Annotated in this window: 19 protein-coding genes; 8 read left to right on the forward strand and 11 right to left on the reverse strand. The window is 68.5% G+C overall.

From position 1 onward, the window contains the following. Nucleotides 1–35 precede the first annotated feature (35 nt). The 3 genes from BPODLACK_RS03410 to BPODLACK_RS03420 are packed head-to-tail and all read left to right on the forward strand — an operon-like array spanning nt 36 to nt 4682. Nucleotides 36–3047, forward strand: a complete 3012-nt coding sequence (locus BPODLACK_RS03410) for a bifunctional [glutamine synthetase] adenylyltransferase/[glutamine synthetase]-adenylyl-L-tyrosine phosphorylase (protein ID WP_159404718.1) — start codon at nt 36–38, stop codon at nt 3045–3047. 28 nt (nt 3048–3075) lie between these two features. Next, nucleotides 3076–4026, forward strand: coding sequence for an endonuclease/exonuclease/phosphatase family protein (locus BPODLACK_RS03415; protein ID WP_096274128.1), 951 nt, complete (start codon nt 3076–3078; stop codon nt 4024–4026). After that, on the forward strand, nt 4023–4682 hold the full coding sequence (locus BPODLACK_RS03420; RefSeq protein ID WP_096274125.1) for a biliverdin-producing heme oxygenase: 660 nt from the start codon (nt 4023–4025) through the stop codon (nt 4680–4682). Before BPODLACK_RS03415 ends, BPODLACK_RS03420 begins: the two co-directional genes overlap by 4 nt. A gap of 27 nt (nt 4683–4709) precedes the next feature. Here the strand turns inward: BPODLACK_RS03420 and BPODLACK_RS03425 are convergent, their stop codons facing one another. Together BPODLACK_RS03425 and glnA are read right to left on the reverse strand one after the other, a co-directional pair. Next, complete coding sequence (locus BPODLACK_RS03425; protein WP_006434935.1) at nt 4710–4895, reverse strand: hypothetical protein; 186 nt, start codon at nt 4893–4895, stop codon at nt 4710–4712. Nucleotides 4896–5180: 285 nt separating this feature from the next. Beyond that, the gene (glnA, locus tag BPODLACK_RS03430; RefSeq protein WP_096274123.1) at nt 5181–6614 is read right to left on the reverse strand and encodes a type I glutamate--ammonia ligase; all 1434 of its coding nucleotides are present in this window, start codon (nt 6612–6614) and stop codon (nt 5181–5183) included. A gap of 325 nt (nt 6615–6939) precedes the next feature. On the opposite strand from glnA, the gene BPODLACK_RS03435 reads away from it, so the two are divergent. Continuing rightward, a complete protein-coding gene (locus BPODLACK_RS03435; protein WP_159404856.1) occupies nt 6940–7443 on the forward strand; it encodes an RDD family protein in 504 nt (167 codons plus the stop codon). An 89-nt stretch (nt 7444–7532) separates the two neighbouring features. On the opposite strand, the gene BPODLACK_RS03440 is transcribed toward BPODLACK_RS03435, so the two are convergent. From BPODLACK_RS03440 to BPODLACK_RS03465, 6 genes are all read right to left on the reverse strand, one after another. Then, entirely contained in the window at nt 7533–8276 is a 744-nt protein-coding gene (locus BPODLACK_RS03440) for a DUF4191 domain-containing protein (protein ID WP_159404719.1), read from the reverse strand. Between the two features lie 66 nt (nt 8277–8342). Beyond that, nucleotides 8343–9440, reverse strand: coding sequence for a lipoyl synthase (lipA, locus tag BPODLACK_RS03445; protein ID WP_159404720.1), 1098 nt, complete (start codon nt 9438–9440; stop codon nt 8343–8345). Continuing rightward, on the reverse strand, nt 9437–10153 hold the full coding sequence (lipB, locus tag BPODLACK_RS03450; protein WP_159404721.1) for a lipoyl(octanoyl) transferase LipB: 717 nt from the start codon (nt 10151–10153) through the stop codon (nt 9437–9439). The genes lipA and lipB overlap by 4 nt, the downstream gene beginning before the upstream one ends. After that, the gene (locus tag BPODLACK_RS03455) at nt 10150–11046 is read right to left on the reverse strand and encodes a TIGR01777 family oxidoreductase (RefSeq protein ID WP_096274114.1); all 897 of its coding nucleotides are present in this window, start codon (nt 11044–11046) and stop codon (nt 10150–10152) included. The genes lipB and BPODLACK_RS03455 overlap by 4 nt, the downstream gene beginning before the upstream one ends. A 25-nt stretch (nt 11047–11071) precedes the next feature. Then, entirely contained in the window at nt 11072–12844 is a 1773-nt protein-coding gene (gene sucB / locus BPODLACK_RS03460) for a 2-oxoglutarate dehydrogenase, E2 component, dihydrolipoamide succinyltransferase (protein WP_159404722.1), read from the reverse strand. A gap of 217 nt (nt 12845–13061) precedes the next feature. After that, complete coding sequence (locus BPODLACK_RS03465; RefSeq protein ID WP_159404723.1) at nt 13062–14615, reverse strand: leucyl aminopeptidase; 1554 nt, start codon at nt 14613–14615, stop codon at nt 13062–13064. Between the two features lie 88 nt (nt 14616–14703). Between BPODLACK_RS03465 and gcvT the strand changes: the two genes are divergently transcribed. Next, nucleotides 14704–15807, forward strand: coding sequence for a glycine cleavage system aminomethyltransferase GcvT (gene gcvT, locus BPODLACK_RS03470; RefSeq protein WP_159404724.1), 1104 nt, complete (start codon nt 14704–14706; stop codon nt 15805–15807). An 89-nt stretch (nt 15808–15896) separates the two neighbouring features. Next, nucleotides 15897–17003 (forward strand): branched-chain amino acid aminotransferase, encoded by a 1107-nt coding sequence (locus BPODLACK_RS03475; protein ID WP_024500421.1) that lies wholly within the window; start codon nt 15897–15899, stop codon nt 17001–17003. A gap of 79 nt (nt 17004–17082) precedes the next feature. Here BPODLACK_RS03475 and BPODLACK_RS03480 read toward each other — a convergent pair whose 3' ends face one another. Genes BPODLACK_RS03480 through BPODLACK_RS03490 form a run of 3 tightly spaced genes read right to left on the reverse strand, consistent with a single transcriptional unit; the run spans nt 17083 to nt 20373 of the window. Next, nucleotides 17083–17880 carry an adenosylcobinamide-GDP ribazoletransferase gene (locus BPODLACK_RS03480; RefSeq protein ID WP_159404725.1) on the reverse strand — a complete coding sequence of 266 codons (798 nt, stop codon included), beginning with the start codon at nt 17878–17880 and terminating at the stop codon, nt 17083–17085. Nucleotides 17881–17904: 24 nt separating this feature from the next. Next, entirely contained in the window at nt 17905–19683 is a 1779-nt protein-coding gene (gene cobT / locus BPODLACK_RS03485; protein ID WP_159404726.1) for a nicotinate-nucleotide--dimethylbenzimidazole phosphoribosyltransferase, read from the reverse strand. A 3-nt stretch (nt 19684–19686) separates the two neighbouring features. Further along, nucleotides 19687–20373, reverse strand: coding sequence for a DUF3043 domain-containing protein (locus BPODLACK_RS03490; protein ID WP_006434948.1), 687 nt, complete (start codon nt 20371–20373; stop codon nt 19687–19689). Nucleotides 20374–20522: 149 nt separating this feature from the next. Here BPODLACK_RS03490 and BPODLACK_RS03495 point away from each other — a divergent pair, with 149 nt between their 5' ends. After that, nucleotides 20523–21617, forward strand: a complete 1095-nt coding sequence (locus BPODLACK_RS03495) for a glycerate kinase family protein (RefSeq protein ID WP_159404857.1) — start codon at nt 20523–20525, stop codon at nt 21615–21617. A gap of 154 nt (nt 21618–21771) precedes the next feature. Next, nucleotides 21772–22125 carry a HesB/IscA family protein gene (locus tag BPODLACK_RS03500; protein ID WP_006434950.1) on the forward strand — a complete coding sequence of 118 codons (354 nt, stop codon included), beginning with the start codon at nt 21772–21774 and terminating at the stop codon, nt 22123–22125. Nucleotides 22126–22220 lie beyond the last annotated feature (95 nt).

Below are 22220 nucleotides of genomic sequence, written 5' to 3' on the forward strand. Positions count from 1 at the left end.
GACATCATCGGTGGTCGGGCCGCTACTTTTGTGATGTGACAAGACAATCGGGACGCAGCGCGGTACCCAGCACGGGACGGCTGGGACTTCTGGACACCGCCGCGCCACAGAACCTCGCCGAGCTCGGCTGGAACACGCCCGAGTCCGTCGACGTGCTGTGGGCGCTGTCGCGAGCGCCCGACGCCGACCTCGCCCTGCGTACGCTCGTCCGTCTGCGTGGGGCCGTCGAGGACGAGTGGTCCGAGATCGACTCGACCCTGCGCACCAACCGGTCGTTCCGGGGGCGTCTGTTCGGCCTCATCGGTTCCTCCGACGCTCTCGCCGATCATCTCGTCGCCGAGCCGGCGAGCTGGCGTCTGTTGCTCGCCGACGAGCTGCTCGACCGGGACGAGGTCGATCGCCGGATGCTCGAAGCCGTCGGCGCCGAGCCCGAGCCCGGGGAGATCGAGAAGGGTAATCGCGTCTACCGCGCGAAGCTCACCGGACCCAAGTCCGTCGTCGCCCTCCGTCGCGCCTACCGCGACCTGATCCTGCAGCTCGCCGCGCACGACGTCGCCTCGACGGTCGAGGACGAACCGGTGATGTGGCTGCCCGAGGTCGGTGCCTATCTCTCCGACCTCGCCGACGCAGCGCTGACCGCGGCACTCGCCGTCGCCTTCGCCGAGGTGTGCGGCGAGGATCCGATCCCCGTCCGGATCGCGGTCATCGCGATGGGCAAATGTGGCGCGCGCGAGCTGAACTACGTGAGTGACGTGGACGTCATCTTCGTCAGCGATCCCGCCGACGGGGTCGCGTCGCGCATCGCGGGTGAGATGATGCGGATCGGTTCGCTGGCCTTCTTCGAGGTCGACGCCGCGCTGCGGCCGGAGGGCAAGTCCGGCGCGCTGACCCGCACCCTCGAATCCCATGTCGCGTACTACGAGCGATGGGCCAAGACCTGGGAGTTCCAGGCGCTGCTCAAGTCCCGCGCGATGACCGGTGACATGGAACTCGCGAACGAGTACATCGCGGCGGTCAAGCCGATGGTGTGGAAGGCCGCCGAGCGTCCCGACTTCGTGCCCGAGGTGCAGAAGATGCGACGCCGTGTCGAGTCGCTGGTTCCGGAGGGGGAGCGCGAGCGCAATCTCAAACTGGGACAGGGAAGTCTGCGCGACGTCGAGTTCGCGGTGCAGCTGCTGCAGATGGTCCACGGACGAGTCGACGAGAACCTCCGGGTGATGCCGACGGTCGACGCGCTCGCGGCACTGACCGCCGGGGGATACGTCGGACGTGACGACGGCGCGAATCTCAGTGCGTCATACCAGTTCCTACGGTTGCTCGAGCACCGGCTGCAGCTGCAGCGGATGAAGCGGACCCACCTCCTCCCGAAGGCCGAGGACACCGAGGCCCTGCGCTGGCTCGCGCGTGCAGCCCACATCCGGCGCGAGGGTGAACTCGACGCGACCGGCGTGCTGCGCGAACAGATCCGCCACCAGACCCTCCGCGTGCGGCGTCTGCACCAGAAACTGTTCTACCGTCCGCTGCTCGAGGCGGTCACCCGGTTCAAGCCCGACGAGCTGACCCTGAGTGACGAGTCGGCCGAGAGGCGTCTGGCCGCACTGGGTTACGCCATGCCCGACCGTGCGCTCAGCCATATCCGCGCGCTGTCGAACGCACCCGGACGCCGTGGTCAGATCCAGCTCCTCATCCTGCCGCAGCTGCTCGAGCACATCGGTGACACCCCGGATCCCGACGCCGGCCTGCTCAACTACCGGCGGCTGTGCGAGGCGCTCGAGGACAAGGACTGGTTCCTCCGTCTGCTCCGCGATGACGGGGTCGTCGCCGAACGGCTGATGAAGGTGCTCGGCACCTCGGAGTTCATCGCCAACATGCTGATGCGGTCGCCGGAGGTGATCCATCAGTACTCCGACGGTCCCGACGGTCCGAAGCTGTGCGACATCCGGCCCGAGGACGTGGCCAAGGGGCTCATCGCCTCGACCGTGCGTCAGCAGGACATGAAACGTGCGGTCGCCGTTGCCCGCTCGCATCGTCGTGCCGAACTCGTCCGGGTCGCCTCGGCGGATGTGCTCGGCCTGATGGACGTGCCGACCGTGTGCAAGGCGCTGTCGAGTGTGTGGGCCGCGGTCCTCAACGCCGCACTCACCGTCGCGATCAGAATCTCCGAACGAGACCGCGGCAAGCCCGCGCCCGCACGCATCGCGGTGATCGGCATGGGCCGGCTCGGCGGCGGCGAACTCGGATACGGCTCGGACGCCGACGTGCTGTTCGTGTGCCAGCCGAACCGCGACGCCGACGAATCGGAGGCCGTCCGGTGGTCGCAGACCATCGCCGAGACCGTCCGATCCGCGCTCGGCAGTCCCAGCGCCGACCCGCCGCTCGAGGTCGACACGGGGCTGCGTCCCGAGGGACGGAACGGGCCGGTCGTGCGAACCCTGGCCGCCTACTCCGCCTACTACGCGCAGTGGGCCCAGGCGTGGGAGGTGCAGGCGCTGCTGCGCGCGCACCAGGTAGCCGGCGACGAGGCCCTGGGGATCGACTTCCTGCACATGATCGATCACGTGCGCTACCCGGTCGGCGGGGTCAGCAACGAGGCGGTCAAGGAGATCCGGCGCATCAAGGCCCGCGTCGACGCCGAGAGGCTGCCGCGCGGAGCCGATCCGGCGACCCACACCAAGCTCGGCCGCGGCGGACTCGCCGACATCGAATGGACGGTACAGCTGCTCCAGCTGCGCTACGCCCACCGCTACCGCAGTCTCCACAACACGTCGACGCTCGAATCGCTCGATGCGATCGGTGCCGCGGAGTTGTTGTCGGAGAACGACGTCGCGTTGCTCAAGAACGCGTGGATCACCGCGACCAAGGCACGCAACGCCCTGGTTCTGGTGCGCGGCAAGCCCGTCGACCAGCTGCCCGGCCCGGGCAAGCAGCTACGACAGATCGCGTTCGCCGCCGGCTGGCCGGAGGACAAGGCGTCGGACTTCCTGGAGAACTACCTGCGGGTGACGCGCCGGGCGAAGGCCGTGGTGCGCAAGGTCTTCGGCGCATAGGCGCCGCCGCTGGTGTACGGGGGGACAGATGAAGAGGTTTCTGTGGGTGTCGGCGTACATCCTCGGCTGGGCGATGCTGGCCGGGGTCCTGCTGGGGGTGTGGCTGCACTTCTACCCGTCGCGCGGGAGTGCCGCCCTGTATCTGACGAGCGGGGTGCAGTTCGCGCTCATCCCGGCGCTCATGGCCATCGCGATCTTCGCGGCGCTGCGTCGCTGGTTCATGCTGGTGATCGCGCTCGCGGTGTCCGGTGTGCTGGCCTACACCCAGATCCCGCTGGTGATCCCGGCGAGCGCCCCGCAGGGGCAGGAGTTCACCGTCGTCTCCGCCAACCTGCTGTTCGGTGGTGGCGACATCGGCGTGCTGGAGAAGATCGTGGCCGACGCGGACCCCGACCTGGTCTCCCTACAGGAAGTGACTCCCGAAGCGCTGGAACGCATTCGCGGGAGTGAGATCGCGCGCCGGCTGCCGAACGAGTTCGCGATCCCGTATCCGCAGGCCGCGGGCACCGCGTTGTTCACCAGGCAGCCGCTGTCGGAGCAGTTCAACATCCCCGACACCATCCTCCACAATCTCCAGGCGCGCACAGATCTACCCGGTGCGCCCGGGACGCAGGTCCTCGCCATCCACCCGGCCGCACCGCTGTGGGGCGAGAAGGACGGCTGGTTCCACGACATGGGCATCCTGGCCGACCACTTCGCGAAACTGCCCGCGGGGCGCGTTCTCGCGATCGGTGACTTCAACTCCACCTGGAACCACGCGACGTATCGCAAACTGCTGGGCAACGGGCTCGTCGACGGTACCGACGTGGCGGGTGCGGGCTTCCTGCCGACATATCCGACCGACAAGCGGATCGGCAACCGCCCGCTCGTCGCCATAGATCGGGTCATCCTGCGCGGATTTGTGGCCACGTCGATGGACAGTCATCACCTGCCCGGTTCCGATCATCGGGCGCTGGTGGTAACACTGGTTGCATCATGAGCGCCAGCATCTCCGGACCCGGCACCGCGGGCCCCAGTATTTCCCAACGCCTTCGCGAGGCCACCTCCGTCGCCCACCAGCGTGCGGAGCACGCCCCATTCATCGACGACCTCATGTCCGGTCGTCTCGACAGCGGTGACTACCAGCGGCTGGCCGTGCAGTTGTACTTCGTCTACGAAGCCCTCGAAGCCGTCGGCGACGGTCTCGCCGATGATCCGGTCGCGGGCGCCGTCGTCGACGACAAGTTGCGCCGGCTGCCCAGGCTCGGAGCAGATCTAGCGTCGTTCGGCATCGACCCGAGGTCGTGCGCGCCGCTGCCGGCCGTCGCGCGGTACGTCGAGGCCATCGAGGCCACGCGAGATGACCCGGCTCGATTCGTGGCACACCACTACACGCGGTACCTGGGAGACCTGAGCGGGGGACAGGTCGTGGCCCATCGCATGCGTGAGCACTACGGTGTCGATGCCTCGGCTCTGAGCTTCTACAGCTTCGACGGCATCGAGAAGCTCAAGCGCTACAAGGATGCCTACCGTGCGAGACTCGACGCCCTGCCGCTCGACGCCGCGGCCACTGAACGACTCGTCGAGGAGGCCATCGCGGCATTCGACCACAATCAGGCGGTCTTCGGCGATCTCGACGGGGCCGACGCCGCCTGAGAGTGACAGGACAGCTCGGTCGGGGTTCTAGTTCACCTGGAGCTTGACGGTGCGATCCAGCACGACCTCGTGGAGGTCGTCGCGGCCCTTGACCAGTTCGATGCGCAACTGATTGTCGTCGAGGCGGCTGGTGGTGCGAACCACGCGCGGGGTGCCTTCGAGGCTGATGCGGTCCCCGGGGACAAGATCTTCGACATAAACATCTCTGGTCATACGACCAAATTAAGGCCGGACAGTGTGGCTTGGCAGAGCAAGAGGTCACATTTGTGCGGCAGATCACATAAGCGGATGTTCAGTTCACGGCAACGAAACGTTTTACTACCTCGCGGTGGGTGGCAGGGGGATCGTGGAGGACGAGACGTCACCGCGATCCCAGGCGGGCTACCCCGGGCGCGAACCGGCGCCGTGTCGCAGTAGAGACATCGCCGCGATGGCTCTGGACGACGAACGCCCCGCCCGCGAGAACGCGGACGGGGCGGTCGTAGGCGATTGCCCGGATCAGCAGTCGTAGTAGAGCGAGAACTCGTACGGGTGCGGACGGATCTGCACCGGCTCGATCTCGTTCTCACGCTTGAGCGCGATCCAGGTCTCGATGAGGTCCTCGGTGAAGACGCCACCGGCGGTGAGGTACTCGTGGTCCTCCTCGAGGCGGTCGATGACGGCAGACAGCGAGGTCGGGGCCTGCGGGATCGACTTGGCCTCCTCCGGCGGGAGCTCGTAGAGGTCCTTGTCGACCGGCTCGTGCGGCTCGATCTTGTTCTTGATGCCGTCCAGGCCGGCCATCATCATCGCAGCGAACGCCAGATACGGGTTACCCGAGCTGTCCGGGCAGCGGAACTCGAGGCGCTTGGCCTTCGGGTTGTTGCCGGTGATCGGGATACGCACACAGGCCGAACGGTTGCGCTGGCTGTAGACCAGGTTGATCGGGGCCTCGTAACCCGGGACCAGACGCTTGTAGGAGTTGACCGTCGGGTTGGTGAACGCCAGCAACGACGGCGCGTGGTGCAGGATGCCGCCGATGTAGTAGCGAGCCAGATCCGACAGGCCTGCGTAGCCGGCCTCGTCGTGGAACAGCGGCTTGCCGTCCTTCCACAGCGACTGGTGGGCGTGCATGCCCGAGCCATTGTCACCGAAGAGCGGCTTCGGCATGAAGGTGACCGACTTGCCGTTCTGCCATGCGGTGTTCTTGATGATGTACTTGAACAGCTGCACGTCATCGGCCGCGTGGAGCAGCGTGTTGAACTTGTAGTTGATCTCCGCCTGGCCCGCGGTACCGACCTCGTGATGGCCGCGCTCGAGCTCGAAGCCCGAGTTGGTCAGGTTGGTCGACATCTCGTCGCGCAGGTCGACGTAGTGGTCGTACGGAGCAACCGGGAAGTAACCACCCTTGGGGCGGACCTTGTAGCCCAGGTTGGGGCTGCCGTCCGGGTCGCTCGGCGAGGCGGTGTTCCACCAGCCCGACTCCGACTCGATCTCGTAGAAGGTGCCGTTCATCTCCGAACCGAAGGACACCGAATCGAAGATGTAGAACTCGGCTTCGGCACCGAAGAAGCAGGTGTCGGCGATGCCGGTCGAGGCAAGGTAGTCCTCGGCCTTGCGCGCGACGTTACGCGGGTCGCGGCTGTAGGCCTCGCGGGTGAACGGGTCGTGGACGAAGAAGCTGACGTTCATCGTCTTCGCCTTGCGGAACGGGTCGATCCGCGCGGTGGCCGGGTCGGGCAGCAGCATCATGTCCGACTCGTTGATCGACTGGAAGCCGCGCACCGACGAACCGTCGAATGCCAGACCGTCCTCGAACACGTCCTCGTCGAACGCCGAAGCGGGGATCGAGAAGTGCTGCATGACACCGGGCAGGTCGCAGAATCGGATGTCGACGTACTCGACACCTTCCTTCTTGATGCCCTCGAGTAGTTCTTCTTTACTGCTGTACACCGTGCGGTGACTCCTTCGTGATCGGGTGGTCAGTGGTACTGACACGCCACACACATCCGCCGCCGAGAAACAGCAGCGGATCTCAGCGGCAACCGTATGGAGGCGAAGTTGCCCAGGCGTCAAGTCCGTGTTTCCCCCGTGTTACACACCCGGTGTTCTTGGCGACACACGGCTCATACCTCGGAGAACGCACTCGGCGAATCCCACCCTAGCCCGCTGGGACGACCGGGGAAGACCGAAGGGGTGACGCCCACGACTACGATGGACACCAGTGAACGCCGCGGTCGTCGACGATGACGCCGCGGTCGCGAGAGGAGTCATCACGATGGGACGAGTCACCGGTTCCTGGCTGTCGGGACCGCAGATCGGTCCCGGCGAAGGCGTCGACAATGATTTCCGCGGTCAGGACCTCGGTCTGCCCGCGTCCGGACCCGGGTCGCTGGCCACCGGATGGCCGCGCGTGGCCGGGTTGCTCGTCGACTGGCTGATCGCCGGTGGGCTCGCGATCCTGTTCGTCGGTTTCGATTCGTCGATCCTGGGCACCACGCAGCTCGGCATCTGGTTCGTGATGGGCGTCTTCGCGGTGTCACTCTTCGGATTCACCCCCGGCCAATACGTCGTCGGCATGCGCGTGGCCCGCGTCGACTACGGGCCCGAACGGAACACCGCCGAGGCCACCGGCAAGGAGAGCCCCGCCGCCGTCGGCATCGTGCGCGCCTTCTTCCGGCAGCTGCTGATGGTGTTCCTCGTGCCGGCCCTGATCAACGACTACAACGGTCGCGCCCTGCACGATCGCGCGACCGGGACGGCGATCCTCCGCACACGCTGAGCCCCACCCCGCAAATCCACCACTTATGGAGAGATCCACCACCGATCGGGTGGTGGATCTCTCCATAAAGGGTGGGTTTGCGCAGTTGGTCAGCCGCGACGACGCGCGGTGCGCTGCATGCTCTTCATCTTCGCGTTCCCGGGCAGCGGGCCCTTCGGCATGCCGGGACCGGGAGCCTTGCTGCTGAGTGCGGCGAGACGACCCTCGAGGGTCTCCATGCGCTTGCGGTCGATGTTGCTGGGCAGCTTGTTGAGGTGGCGTTCCAGCTTCGACAGCGGGACCTGACCGTCGTCGTTACCGACCATGATCTCGTAGATCGGGGTGTCTCCGACGACACGCGCGGCCTTCTTCTTCTCCTGGTTCAGCAGCGACTTCACGCGAGTCGGGGAGCCCTCACCGACGAGGATCACGCCCGGCTTGCCGATCACGCGGTGCACGGCGTCGAGGTGCGAGGTACCCGACACGGCCTGGGCCACGCGCCACTGACCCCGCATGTTGCTCAGCGCCCACCCGGCGGCACCGGGCTGGCCCTCGGCCTTGGTGTAGACGTTCTTCTGCACGCGACGGCCGAACAGGATGAACGCGCCCAGCACGCCCAGCACGACGCCGAGCGGGATGAGCGGCCACGGCGAGCCCAGCAGGAAGCCGAGCGCCGTGAACACCGCGATGGACAGCACGATCACACCCACCATGTAGGGGATGAGTCGCTTGTCTTCCTTGCGCTGCATCTGGAACGCCTGCCACAACTGCTGGCGCCGTTCCTTCGATGCAGCCTTGCGGGCCTGCTTCTTCGCGGCCTTTGCTTCTTTGCTCACGGACTGCGCCTTTGCCATATGGCCAGTTTACGTCCGGTCGTCGGGCGACCTGCCGCATGGTCGGCGGGCGCGGTTACGAATGCGTCAGCGGGCGAGCCGTGCCATCAGGCTCGACGCCTCCTGGCTGGCCGAACCCTCGGCGGCGAGGTGCGCCAGGGCGGGCGAGATCTCGCGGCCGTGGTGGGCCATGGCCTGCGCGTACAGCCGACCGGCACGGTAGGAGGACCGCACCAGCGGACCGGCCATGACCCCGGCGAACCCGACCTCCTGGGCGAACTCGGAGTGGTCGACGAATTCCTCCGGCTTGACCCACCGCTCGACGGGATGGTGTCGCGGCGAGGGACGCAGATACTGGGTGATCGTCAGGATGTCGCAACCGGCCTCGTGCAGGTCGACGATGGCCGACTGCACCTCCTGCGGCGTCTCGCCCATGCCGAGGATCAGGTTCGACTTGGTCACCAGGCCGAAATCCCGGGCGGCGGTGATGACCTCGAGGGAGCGTTCGTACCGGAACGCCGGACGGATGCGCTTGAAGATGCGGGGCACCGTCTCGAGGTTGTGCGCCAACACTTCCGGCCGGGCCTCGAAGACCTCGGCCAGCAGGTCGGGCTTGGCGTGGAAATCCGGGATCAGGTTCTCGACGCCGGTGCCCGGGTTGAGCCGGTGGATGGCGCGGACGGTCTCGGCGTAGAGCCAGGCGCCCTCGTCGGGCAGGTCGTCGCGGGCGACGCCGGTGATCGTCGAGTAGCGCAGGCCCATGGCCTGGACGCTCTCGGCGACGCGACGCGGCTCGTCGCGGTCGAGTTCGGCGGGCTTGCCGGTGTCGATCTGGCAGAAGTCGCAGCGTCGGGTGCACTGCTCACCGCCGATGAGGAAGGTGGCCTCGCGGTCTTCCCAGCATTCGTAGATGTTGGGGCAACCGGCCTCTTCGCAGACCGTGTGCAGGCCCTCGCGCTTCACGAGTCCCTTGAGTTCGGTGAACTCCGGGCCCATCGTCGCGCGGGTCTTGATCCAGCTGGGCTTGCGCTCGATCGGGGTCTGCGCGTTGCGCACCTCGAGTCGCAGAAGTTTGCGGCCTTCGGGAGCCGGTGAGGCGGGAGCGGTGGTCTCCGGTGCGGTGGCCGAGGCCGGGGGTGTGGCGTCGGGGGCACCGGGTCCGGGGGTGAGAGGGGACGCGGTCACCGGACCGATCCTACGCTCGCGGTCGTGGCGGCTTCGGTTGCCGTCGGGGTGGGCTCCTGCGGGGTGTCCATCGCGGCGAGAACCGCGGCCGCGGTGGCATCGAGGAGGGATGTCACCGAGATCGGTTGTGCCAGTTCACGGGCCAGCGAGGTGACGCCGGCATCGGCGATCCCGCACGGCACGATGGCCTCGAAGGCGGACATGTCGGGATCGACGTTGAGGGCGAACCCGTGCAGCGCGACCCCGCGCGCCACGCGGATGCCGATCTGGCCGAGCTTGCGTTCACCCGCGTCGTCGTCGATCCAGACTCCGGATCGTCCCTCGACGCGCCCGGTGGTGACCCCGAGGTCGGCGCACACGGAGATGAGGGCACTCTCGAGGCGTCGCACGTATTCGACGACGTCGAGCGGCTCCGCCAGCTTCACGATCGGGTAGCCGACGAGCTGTCCCGGTCCGTGCCAGGTGATGCGTCCACCGCGGTCGACGTCGATGACCGGCGCGCCGTTCGTGGGCCGGTCGGCGTCCTCGGTGCGTTTGCCGGCCGTGTAGGTCGACGGGTGTTCGAGCAGGAGGAGCACGTCGTGGTCGAGCGTGCCGTCGGCGCGCTCGGTCGCCAGACGGTGCTGCATCTCGTAGGCCGCACGGTAGTCGACGATGCCCAGGCGCCGGACCTCGATCGGAGCCGAGTCGGCGCGGACGGAATGCTGGGTCATGTCGCCGGCTTCATCGCGTAGGTCAGGGCCTGGCGGATCTCGGGATGGTTGAACGTGAATCCGTGTTCGGTGAGCACGCGGGGTTCAACGCGTTGACTGAACAGAATCATTTCCTCGGCCATCTCACCGCCGACGCGGCGTGCCACGAATTCGGGCACCTGCAGTACCGCGGGACGGTGCACGGCCTTGCCGAGGGCCTTGCAGAACTCGCCGAACGGCAGGGATCCCGGAGCGCTCAGGTTGACCGGGCCGGCGATGCCGGGGGAGTCGAGGAGGAACTCGATCGCCCTGACCTCGTCGATGAGGCTGATCCAGGAGAAGTACTGCTTGCCGTTGCCGATCGGACCGCCCAGCCCGAGCTTGAACAGCGGCCGCAACTTGCCGAGCAGACCACCCTGCGCGCTGAGGACCGGCGCGGTCCGCAGCAGGACGACCCGGGTGTCGGGGCCCGCGTTGGCGGTGGCGGCGCGCTCCCAGTCGACGACCAGCCCGGCGAGGAATCCCTCACCGGGACCATCGGTTTCGACCGCCGCCCGGGTCCCGGTGTCACCGTAGAAACCGGTGGCGCTGGCGCTGATGAACGTCGGGATGCCCAGGTCGCGCACGGCCTCGGCGAGTACTTCGGTCGGCGTGATGCGGGAGTTGCGCAACTCCTGTTTGAACCGCCCGGTCCATCGACCGTTGCCGACGCCGACCCCGCCGAGCGAGACGACCGCGTCGACGCCGTCGAGACTCTCGGCGGGCATCCCGATGGTCTCGGGATCCCAACTGAACTCGTCATCGGCGAGTGCCTCGCGGCGGACCAGACGGATGACCGTGTGGCCCGCCGCGCGCAGCGAGTTGACCAGGGCGTTTCCGATGAGCCCCTGTGAACCTGCGACGGCTATGCGCATCGATCGCCTCGACGTCGTCGTGTACCTAGAGACCGAGGTCCGCGGCGAACGAGGCCTCTTCGAGGCGCTTCTTCACCGTGGTGAGGAAACGGCCCGCGTCGGCGCCGTCGATGAGACGGTGATCGTAGGTCAGCGGCAGGTACGACATCGACCGCACCGCGATCGACTCCGAGCCGTCCTCCCCGGTGATGACGACCGGACGCTTGACGATCGCGCCGGTGCCCAGCATCGCCGCCTGCGGCGGGACCAGGATCGGGGTGTCGAACAGGGCGCCCTGGCTGCCGATGTTGGTGATGGTGAAGGTGCCGCCGGCGAGCTCGTCGGGCTTGAGGCCGTTGGAGCGTGCCCGGGAAGCGATGTCGGCGATGGCGCGGGCGAGACCGGCCACCGACAGGTCATCGGCGTTGTGGATGACCGGCGACAGCAGACCCTGCGGGGTGTCGACGGCGATGCCGAGGTGCACCTTGTCGTAGTAGGTGATCTCCTTGGCGTCCTCGTCGATCGACGCGTTGACGTTCGGGTGGACCTTCAGCGCCTCGACGACGGCCTTGGCGATGAACGGCAGGAAGGTGAGGTTGACACCCTCGGAAGCCTTGAAGTTGTCCTTGGCCGCCTTGCGCAGGCCGACGATCTTGCTCATGTCGACCTCGAAGACCTGAGTGAGCTGAGCGCTCTGCTGCAGCGACTCGCGGGTCTTCTTGGCGGTGATCTGACGGATGCGGTTGATCTTCTGGGTGGTCCCGCGCAGCTCGGCGAGCTCGGGTCGGATCTCCGGCGATGCCGACGGCGCAGCCTCGGCGGCGGCCGGCTCGGCCTTCTTCTCCGGCGCGGCGGCCGGCTTCTTGGCGGCCTCGGCGGCGGCCAGCACATCCTGCTTGCGGATGCGGCCGCCGACCCCGGTGCCCTTGATCGAGTTCAGGTCGATGTCGTTCTCCGCGGCCAGCTTGCGCACCAGCGGGGTCACGTACGGGGTCGACTCGACGGTCGGCGGGGCCGACTTCGCGGGGGCCTCTGCCTTGGGCTCTTGCTTCGGCTCCGCCTTGGGTTCTTCCTTCGGCTCTGCCTTGGGTTCTTCCTTCGGCTCCGACTTGGCCTCGGGCTCCGGCTCCGGCTCCGGTTCGGGTTCCGGCTCGGGCTCCTTCTTCGCCGGGGCCGCCGAGGCGTCACCGATGACCGCCAGCTTGCCGCCGACCTCGACGACGTCGTCCTCCTGGGCGAGGATCTCGAGCAGGGTGCCGGCAACCGGGGAGGGGATCTCGGTGTCGACCTTGTCGGTGGAGACCTCCAGCAGCGGTTCGTCGGCGGCGACCTCGTCACCGACGGCCTTCAGCCAGTTGGTCACCGTGCCCTCGGTGACGGACTCGCCGAGTTCGGGCATCAGCACGTCGGTGCCTTCCGCCGAACCCGAACCGGTGTCGGCGGTGGGCTTCTCGGCCGGCGCCTCTTCTTCGGTGGAGGGCTCCTCGGCGGCCTGCTCGGGCTCGGGCTCGGGGGCAGCGTCGGTGGGCTCGTCGCCCCCCGCGGAATCGTCGGAGCCGGAATTGTCGGAGCCGGCCTCGTCGGCGTCGCCGATCAGTGCGAGTTCACCACCGACCTCGACGACGTCGTCCTCCTGGGCGATGATCTTCGTCAGCACGCCCGCGGTCGGAGCCGGGATCTCGGTGTCGACCTTGTCGGTCGACACCTCCAGCAAGGGCTCGTCGGCCTCGACGGTGTCGCCTTCCTCCTTCAGCCACCGGGTGACTGTCCCCTCGGTGACACTTTCACCAAGGGCGGGCATCTGGACGGAGAAGGCCATCGTTGTGAACTCCTGAACTCGACGTGGTGGTCTGTAGATGTGGCCCGTCGGTGTGTGCTCCGTGGGCACGGGGGTGGGAAGCGGTCAGGGGACCGCCGAGATGAGGGGCGGGTCAGCCACTCATCCCCGCGGATCACCCTACCCGTACGCCGCGTCGCCGACTGGATTCGGCTCGTACTCGGCGGTAACGATTCTCAAGCGTGGGATGCCGGTCATGTCAGCCGTTGGCCGCGATGTCCTCGAGCACGGCGGCGATGGTCCGGACGGGTACGCCCGTGCCGCCCTTGGTGGTGTAGCCCCACGGGCTGCCGGTGTTGAACGCCGGTCCCGCGATGTCGATGTGGGCCCACTGGACATCCTCCGGTACGAACTCCTTGAGGAAGATGCCCGCGGCGAGCATCCCGCCCCAGCGATGCGGGGTGATGTTGGCCAGATCGGCGACACGGGATTTGAGGTCGGCACGCAGTTCGGCGGGCAACGGCATCGCCCAGGCGTTCTCGCCGACCTCGGCCGACCGTGCGGCCACCCGATCGCGGAACTCGTCGGTGCCCATGACGCCCGGGGTGCGGGTGCCGAGCGCGACCATCTGCGCACCGGTCAGCGTCGCGGTGTCGATGAGGTAGTCGGGGTCGTCCTCGGCCGCGCGCACGATCGCGTCGGCCAGGATCAGCCGGCCCTCGGCGTCGGTGTTGAGGACCTCGACCGTGCGTCCGCCGTACTGGGTCAGCACGTCACCGGGACGCTGGGCGGTGGCCGACGGCATGTTCTCGGCCATCGGCACGGTCGCGGTGACCGAGACGTCGAGGTCGAGGCGGGCGGCCAGGATGGTCGCGGCGATGACCGCAGCGGCCCCGCCCATGTCCGAGGTCATCTGGTCCATGTTCGCGGCGGGCTTGATGGAGATGCCGCCGGTGTCGAAGGTGATGCCCTTGCCGACGAGGGCGACCTTCTTGGCCGGCTTCTTGCCGGTGTGGGTCAGCCGCACCAGGCGCGGAAGGCGCGCGGAGCCCTTGCCGACACCGATGATGCCGCCGTAGCCCTGCGCCTCGAGTTCCTTGTCGTCGAGGATCTCGACCTTCAGACCGGCCTTGCTGCCGAGGGTGCGGGCGCGGGCCGCGAATTCCTCGGGGAAGAGGTGGCTGGGTGGGGTGTTCACGAAGTCGCGGGCTATGGCCACGGAGTCGGCGACCGCGATCGCGCGGTCGAGCTCGGCCCTGGCCTCCTTGGACTTCGACTCGACCAACAATGTGATGTGTTGCGGCGGCGTCTTCTTCGGCTTCGACGACTCGGAGCGGAACTCGTCGAACCGGTAGGCGCCGAGAAACAGGCCTTCGGCGGCGGCGGCGAGGTCCACCGACGACAGGGTGGTCGCGACCGACTCGAAGCCGTCGAGTTCGCGGGCGACGATGCCCGCGGCCTGACGGACCTGGTCGGCGTCGTCGAGATTGTCGGCGTCTCCGAGACCGACCGCTACGACGAGGTCGACCGGCAGCGACTCGGGTGCCGCCAGACGGGTCACCTCGCCGTGCGAACCGGTGGCCCCGAGTGCGGTCAGGGCTGCGGTGATCGCGACCGCCTGCGCGTCGTCGAGGACGCCGTCACCGATGGCGAGCGTCGGTTCGGCGGTGGACTCCTCCTTGCCGCCGGCCTTCTCGTCGCCCTCCGGCGCACTGATCAGGCCGATGACCAGGACGGTGTCGCCCTTGCCGATCGAGGTGGACAGGTCGAATTCGGGGCCGCGTACGCGGTCGACGGTGTCGTTCTTGCTCACCCGCTCAACTCTGCCACAGCGCGCCGCATGTCGGCGGCGACCGCGGGACCGCTCCGGTCGGCGCGCGTGGCCCGATAGCGTATGGCCCATGAGTGAACTCCTCGCCGGACCCATCGCCGACCGTCATGCCGCACTCGGTGCGAGTTTCGCCGAGTTCGGCGGTTGGAACATGCCGGTGTCCTACGCGGGCACCGTCGCCGAACACACCGCGGTGCGGGAGGCCGTGGCGATCTTCGACGTCAGCCACCTCGGCAAGGCGCTGGTGTCGGGAACCGGCGCCGCCGAGTTCGTGAACTCCACCCTCACCAACGATCTCGGCAAGATCGTTCCCGGCAAGGCGCAGTACACGTTGTGCTGCAACTCCTCCGGCGGCGTCGTCGACGACCTGATCGCCTACCTCGTGAGCGACGACGAGGTGTTCCTGGTCCCCAATGCCGCGAACACCGCGGCCGTCGTGGCACAGATGTCTGCCGTTGCGCCCGAACAGATCTCGATCACCGACCAGCACCGCGACCTCGCGGTGTTCGCGGTGCAGGGTCCGCGCTCGCCGGAGGTCCTCACCGCACTGGGCCTGCCCGCCGACATGGAGTACATGGCCTTCGTCGACGCCGAGCTGTCGACGGCGGACGGGAACAAGCCGGTCCGCGTGTGCCGCACCGGGTACACCGGGGAACGCGGTTACGAGCTCCTGCCGCGGTGGGACGACGCCGGCGCCGTCTTCGACGTGCTGCTCGAGGCGATCACCGCGGCCGGTGGACAGGCCGCCGGTCTCGGTGCCCGTGACACCCTGCGCACCGAGATGGGTTACGCCCTCCACGGTCACGAACTGAGCCCGGAGATCACCCCGGTTCAGGCGCGTTCGAGCTGGGCGGTCGGCTGGGACAAGCCGTCGTTCTTCGGGCGCGACGCCCTGCTCGCCGAGAAGGAGGCCGGCCCGGCGCGTCGGCTCTACGGACTCAAGGCCACCGGCCGCGGCGTGCCGCGCGCCGACTGCGCGGTCCGGTTGGGGGACAACCCGATCGGCGTGTGCACGTCCGGGACGTTCTCGCCGACCCTCAAGCAGGGCATCGCACTGGCCTTGCTGGACACCGCGTCGGGCGTCGCCAAGGGCGATCAGGTGGTCGTCGACGTGCGGGGGCGTGATCTCACGTGCGAGGTCGTCATCCCGCCGTTCGTGCCCTCCCACGTGTGACCCCGCGGTGTGACGCTGCTCCGTGGGCCGTCTCACGCCTCGCGGACGGGCTCGATAATGCTTTTGCGGCCAGCGGTACCATGGGCCGCATGACCTTGGAGTTCAACCGTACCGAGCATCCCCATCCGGTGTCGGACAGCCGTCGCGCGGAGATCCTCTCCGCCCCGGGATTCGGCCGCTACTTCACCGACAACATGGTGATGGTCGACTACGACGCGGACAAGGGCTGGCACAACGCGCAGGTACGTCCGTACGGTCCGATCGCGCTCGATCCCTCGGCGATGGTCCTGCACTACGGTCAAGAGGTCTTCGAGGGACTCAAGGCCTACCGGCAGCCCGACGGTTCGATCGCCGCGTTCCGCCCGGAGGCCAACGCGGCGCGTCTGCAGCTCAGTGCCGAGCGGCTGGCGATGCCGGCGCTGCCCGTCGAGGACTTCATCGCCTCGCTCGAGGCGCTGCTCGCCGCCGACCACGAATGGGTTCCCCCGTCAGGTGGTGAGGAGGCGCTCTACCTGCGTCCGTTCATGTTCGCCTCGCAGGCCGGTCTTGGTGTCAACGCGCCCTCGTCGCAGTACATCTACTCCGTCATCGCCTCGCCGGCCGGTGCGTACTTCTCGGGCGGCATCAAGCCCGTCAGCGTGTGGCTGTCCGCCGAATACGTGCGTGCCGCTCCCGGTGGCACCGGCTTCGCCAAGTGTGGCGGCAACTACGCCGCGGCCTTCCTCGCGCAGCGTCAGGCCTCCGAGCAGGGCTGCGACCAGGTCGTCTGGCTCGACGCCATCGAGCGCCGCTACATCGAGGAGATGGGCGGCATGAACCTGTTCTTCGTGTTCGGCTCCGGTGCCGATGCACGCCTCGTGACCCCGGAACTGTCGGGTTCGCTGCTGCCGGGCATCACCCGGTCGTCGCTGCTGACGCTGGCCACCGACGCCGGCTTCGCGGTCGAGGAGCGCAAGATCACCACCGAGGAACTCCGCAAGGGCGTCGCCTCGGGTGACATCACCGAGGTCTTCGCCTGTGGCACCGCCGCGGTGATCACCCCGGTGGGCCGCGTCAAGGGCGTGGGCGAGGACTACACGATCAACAACGGTGAGACCGGTGAGGTCACCCAGGCCCTGCGCGACACCCTCACGGGTATCCAGCGTGGCACCTTCGCCGACACCCACGGGTGGATGACGGAGTTGTACCGGGCCTGAGTCCCCGGGATCTCCTGCGGCACAGACATTCTGGCGTCACGGTCGGCGGATCGTGGCGCCAGAACTGTTGTGTGCGGGTCTAGACGAGCAGACCGACGACGGCGAGCGCGACACCGAGTTCGATGGTCGCGCCCAGGACGTCGCCGTTCAGTCCGCCCATACGACGCGCACAGTGCCGGGTGAAGACCCATGCGAACACCACGATCACGAGGACGACGACGAGTCCCTGCGCCACCGCGGCGAGGTCGAGGTTGATTCCGGACCCGTTGTGGCGCAGTCCGATCGGGACGGTCGCCGCTGCGGCAACCAGACACCACACCGGGATCGAGAGTCGCTGGGTGCCGGCGACGAGGGCGCCGAAACCGTTCGGATGAGCGGGCGAGATCGACGTCCGGGTGCCGACGACTGCCCCGAGCCGTCCCAGCGCGACCGCGAAAGCGATCTCATACCAGCGGGATTCGCCCACGAGGCCGGTGAATCCGGCGGCCTGCACACCCAGTGTGAGGACGAGGGTCGCCACCCCGAACGGGCCGACGGTCCCGCTCCGCATCACTTCGGCGACGCGCTCCGGCGGCCCGTAACACCCGAGCCCGTCGGCGGTGTCGGCCAGGCCGTCGAGGTGCATTCCCCGGGTGAGCGCCGCTGTCAGGACGACGACGAGGATGCCGGTGAGCGCGGCCGGGAGGGCGGTGAACGACAGTCCGGCGGTCAGGGCCGCCGCCGCGGCACCCACCACGATGCCGACGACGGGGAGTGCGGCCATCACCGCACCGCCCAGCGCGCGATCCGGCGTCTCGTCCGGATCGGTGTCCGTGCCGACGGGAAGGACGGTCATCCAGCACAGCGCGGTCCGGACCGCCCGAGACGGCGAGATCAACGCTGAACCGGCCGTGTCATGCGGTCAGGACGACTCGGGGACGGGTTCGGGTACGGGCGAGTCGTCGCGGTCGGTCACCCCGGCTTCGGCGAAGGTCGCCATCGAGATGAGGATGTCGGCGGCCGACTGAACGACCGGCAACGCCAGAACCGCACCGCTGCCCTCACCGAGTCGCATCGAGAGGTCGAGGACCGGCTCGAGGTCGAGATGGTCGAGCGCGATCTGGTGTGCGGGCTCGATCGAGCGATGTCCGGCGATCCACCAGCGCAGGGCGCCGGGCGCGAGTTCGTTGGCGACCATCGCGGCCGCGGTGATCACGACGCCGTCGAGGATCACCGGCGTGCGACGGAGTGCGGCCTGGGCGAGGAATCCCGCGGTGGCCGTCAGGTCCGCGCCGCCGACCGCGGCGAGCAGGGCGAGCGGGTCGTGGACCACCTTGCGGGCGCGGCGCATGCCGTCCCGGATCGCGGCGGTTTTCCGCATCCAGCCATGGTCGTCGACACCCGTTCCGCGCCCGACGATCTCGACCGGCTCGCGGCGGGTGAGCGCACCGACGAGGACGGTCGCCGGGGTGGTGTTTCCGATCCCCATCTCACCGGCGATCAGCAGGTCGCTACCCGAGTCGATGAGCCGATCGGCGATGGCCCGACCGGCGGCCAGCGCGGCGCGGGCCTCGGCGAGGGTGATCGCGTCGGTGGTACGCAGGTCCTCGCTGCTGCGACGGACCTTGAACGTCGACAGGTGGGGAGCGGTGTCGGCGTCGACGGACATGTCGACGACCGTCACCGAGGCGCCGACACGTGCGGCCATCACGTTGACCGCGGCGCCGCCGGCGGAGATGTTCGCGACCATCTGCGCGGTCACCTCGGGCGGGAACGCCGAGACGCCGCCGCGGGCGACGCCGTGGTCGCCGGCGAAGACGACGACGCTCGGCGACGTGATCGGGGCGGGGGGGCACTGGCCCTGGCACGCCGAGATCCAGACGCCGATCTCCTCGAGGCGTCCCAGTGAACCCGGCGGCTTGGTGAGCGTCGCCTGGCGCTCGCGGGCCTCGAAGGCGATCGCCTCGCTCGGCGGGGTGACCGGTTCGAAGACCTCGGCGTCGGTGGGATCGGGGAGCTCGCCGGCGGTCGTGACGGGGGTGGGCTCGACAACGTGTCCGTGCGTGACGGGGGCTGGTGTGACCACCGGAGCAGTCATGGCGGGGTGGGGGGCCGGTGCGGCTGCCGCCACCGTTGCGCCGGAGGTGTCGTCGGCGACCGCGTCGCGCGGTAGGTCGAGCACCCGGCCCGCGACCACGAGCGACACCCGGTCGCACGCATGCGCCACCGCGGCGTTGAGGGTGCCCAACAGATCCTGGAACAGCCGGCCGGCCGGGTTCGGCGGGACCAGGGAGAGCCCGACCTCGGAACTGATCAGCACCACGTCGGCGTTCATGGTCCGCAGTGCTTCGCAGAGGTCCGCGACGTCGGCGTCGAGATCGATCTCCGAACCCGAGTCCCAGCCGTCGACGGCGTCGATCCGGGCGGTGAGCCAGCTCCCGAGGTCGTCGACGAGTGCCGGGATGTCCGGTGCCGCGCGCAAGGCGTCGGCGAGATCGGTGGTCTCGATGGTCGTGTAGCGATCATCGCGACGCTGCCGGTGGGTGTTGACCCGCGCCGTCCACTCGGCGTCCGACGTGGTGACCGGGCCGGTGGCCAGGTACCGGATCTGGTGATGCGCGCGGAGCAGCGACTCGCCGTATGCGGATTTTCCCGAACGCACACCACCCAGGACGAGTGTGCGCGAAGCGCGATCGGCCATTGATCAGACTTCGTCGCCGCGCGACACCGACGGCTTGGGCGCACGCATCTTCCGGAGCTGCATGGCTCGGGTGAACGCGTACCAACCGAGCTTGAAGCCGCCGTCCTGTGAATCGGGATAGCGTTCGGCGACACGGCGGTTCACGAGACGACCGAGGATCACGCCGTCGACGGCCATCAGGACGACGAAGGCGACGAGGATCAGGTTGGTGAGTGCGGCCGCCCGCGGCACCATGAACATCAGCACGATCAGCACGATCGCGAACGGCATGAACAGCCCGGCGAAATTGCGGCGCGCGTCGACGAGGTCGCGGGTGTAGCGGCGGACCGGGCCCTTGTCGCGAGGCATGAGGTAGGCCTCGTCGCCCTCCATCATCCGCTCGCGCTGCTCGAGGCGCTTGGCGCGCCGCTCCGCGGAGAGCTGCTTCTTCTCTTCCTTCGAAAGGGTGTTCTTCAGTTCCTTCTTGCGTGCGCGCGCTTCGGACCGGGTGGTCGGCGGCGGCGCGACGGGACCACGGCGACGGTTCTCGGCCTCACGACGCTTGGGCGTCGGGCGGCCCTTGCCGGGGGTGGTCTTGCTGCCCTTGGCCGGCGCGGAGTCCTCGGTGGCCGCGTCGTCGGCGGCGTACGTGGTCACCGAGCTCTCGCCGGAATCCTCCGACGTTTCGTCCTTCTTCCATGGCAGCTTCACGCCTACGAGCGTAGGTGATCGTGATTGCGGTCGAAACGCGTGGTCGTCGCTTTTCGGTGGACCCTTGCGGTCGCCCAAATCGGTCACGCTGCCGGGTGGCCACCGCGTCCCTATACTTCGTGCCCATGACCCGGGACGGAAGTCGGCGTTTGCACGTTCTGATCGCGCCGGATTCCTTCGGCGACACCATGTCGGCCGTGGTGGCCGCGACCGCGATCGCCCGCGGATGGGCGGCCGCCCGACCCGGCGACACACTCGTCCTCGCCCCGCAGTCCGACGGCGGACCCGGCTTCGTCGACGTCCTGGCCGCGCGGTTCGGCACTGTCGTCACCGTGGACGTGCACGGTCCGCTCGGCGCGGGTGTCACCGCGCGCTGGCTCTTCGACGACGCCTCGTCGACGGCCTACGTCGAATGTGCGCAGGCGTGTGGTCTCCATCAACTGGGCGGACGGCCGACCCCGCGGACCGCGGTCGCGGCCACCACGCACGGTGTCGGTGAGCTCGTGGCGGCGGCACTGGCACGCGGGGCCCGACGGCTCGTCGTCGGACTCGGCGGCAGCTCGACGACAGATGGCGGTGCGGGACTCGTCGACGCCCTGGGCGGGCCGGAGCGGGCGCGAGAGAGGCTGGCCGGCATCGAGATCGTCGTGGCGTCGGACGTGGAGAACCCGCTGCTCGGCCCGCTCGGTGCCGCGACGGTGTTCGGGCCGCAGAAGGGTGCCGACCCCGACACCGTCGAACTGCTCGAGAAGCGCCTCACCGAATGGTCGGCGACCCTGAACGGGCTCGCGTGCCGGGACATCACCGCCGACGCCGGTGCCGGCGCCGCCGGTGGGCTCGGCGCCGCGCTGATCGCCCTCGGTGGCCGTCGTGTGTCCGGGGCGACGGTCGTCGCCGAGGCAACCGACCTGACCGCCGACGTCGCGGCCGCCGACCTCGTCATCACCGGCGAGGGGAAGTTCGACTCCCAGACACTCCGCGGAAAAGTGGTCTCGGCCCTGCACCATGCGGCGTCGACCGCGGGTGCATCCGGTGCCGGCGCGCGGACCCTGGTCCTCGCCGGACAGGTCGCGCTGTCGGCGGCAGAGATCGAGGAGGCCGGCATCGCGGGAGCGCATGCCATCGTCGACGTGGCCGGGTCGGTCGAGGTCGCCATGAACGACGCCGAGAACCAACTCGTGAAACTCGCGGAGACGGTCGCCGGCTCCTACCCAGCGCACTGGGGGAAACGCACGTCCGAGTAGGCGGGAATACAGCTCGAAGGAGTACGGTTGTACGCACGGGCACAACCGGTCGACCTCCCGGCGAGCGGGGTGTTTCCCGATCATGCGCGGGCAGCAGGTCTCGCGACGCTATCGGGCCACGTCACACCGGGACCACACCACTACAGGAGCATCAATGACCGTGCAGAACGAAACGGGCACTGCCACCGGCGTCATCCTGAGCGACGCAGCCGCCAGCAAGGCCAAGGCACTGCTCGACCAGGAAGGTCGCGACGACCTCGCGCTGCGCATCGCCGTGCAGCCGGGTGGATGCGCTGGTCTGCGCTACCAGCTCTTCTTCGACGACCGCACCCTCGACGGCGACATCACCTCGGACTTCGGCGGCGTCACGCTGGCCGTGGACCGGATGAGCGCTCCCTACGTCCAGGGCGCCACGATCGACTTCGTCGACACCATCGAGAAGCAGGGTTTCACCATCGACAACCCGAACGCGACCGGCAGCTGCGCCTGCGGTGACTCGTTCAACTGAGTCGAACACGTCTTCCGGCACCGGCCGCATCCCCTTATCGGGATGCGGCCGGTGTCGTATGTCGGGGCAGTGGGTAGCGTGGACAGCTGTCCGAC

This window comes from Gordonia sp. YY1 (assembly GCF_009872315.1).
Lineage (GTDB): Bacteria > Actinomycetota > Actinomycetes > Mycobacteriales > Mycobacteriaceae > Gordonia > Gordonia amicalis.

Bases quoted from the DNA above. Each gene is read 5' to 3' on its own strand.
- BPODLACK_RS03500 (WP_006434950.1), top strand. From the start codon at position 21,772: ATGACCGTGCAGAACGAAACGGGCACTGCCACCGGCGTCATCCTGAGC.
- BPODLACK_RS03440 (WP_159404719.1), bottom strand. From the start codon at position 8,276: ATGGCAAAGGCGCAGTCCGTGAGCAAAGAAGCAAAGGCCGCGAAGAAG.
- BPODLACK_RS03425 (WP_006434935.1), bottom strand. From the start codon at position 4,895: ATGACCAGAGATGTTTATGTCGAAGATCTTGTCCCCGGGGACCGCATC.
- sucB (WP_159404722.1), bottom strand. From the start codon at position 12,844: ATGGCCTTCTCCGTCCAGATGCCCGCCCTTGGTGAAAGTGTCACCGAG.
- BPODLACK_RS03455 (WP_096274114.1), bottom strand. From the start codon at position 11,046: ATGCGCATAGCCGTCGCAGGTTCACAGGGGCTCATCGGAAACGCCCTG.
- lipB (WP_159404721.1), bottom strand. From the start codon at position 10,153: ATGACCCAGCATTCCGTCCGCGCCGACTCGGCTCCGATCGAGGTCCGG.
- BPODLACK_RS03475 (WP_024500421.1), top strand. From the start codon at position 15,897: ATGACCTTGGAGTTCAACCGTACCGAGCATCCCCATCCGGTGTCGGAC.
- BPODLACK_RS03435 (WP_159404856.1), top strand. From the start codon at position 6,940: ATGGGACGAGTCACCGGTTCCTGGCTGTCGGGACCGCAGATCGGTCCC.
- BPODLACK_RS03415 (WP_096274128.1), top strand. From the start codon at position 3,076: ATGAAGAGGTTTCTGTGGGTGTCGGCGTACATCCTCGGCTGGGCGATG.
- gcvT (WP_159404724.1), top strand. From the start codon at position 14,704: ATGAGTGAACTCCTCGCCGGACCCATCGCCGACCGTCATGCCGCACTC.
- cobT (WP_159404726.1), bottom strand. From the start codon at position 19,683: ATGGCCGATCGCGCTTCGCGCACACTCGTCCTGGGTGGTGTGCGTTCG.
- BPODLACK_RS03420 (WP_096274125.1), top strand. From the start codon at position 4,023: ATGAGCGCCAGCATCTCCGGACCCGGCACCGCGGGCCCCAGTATTTCC.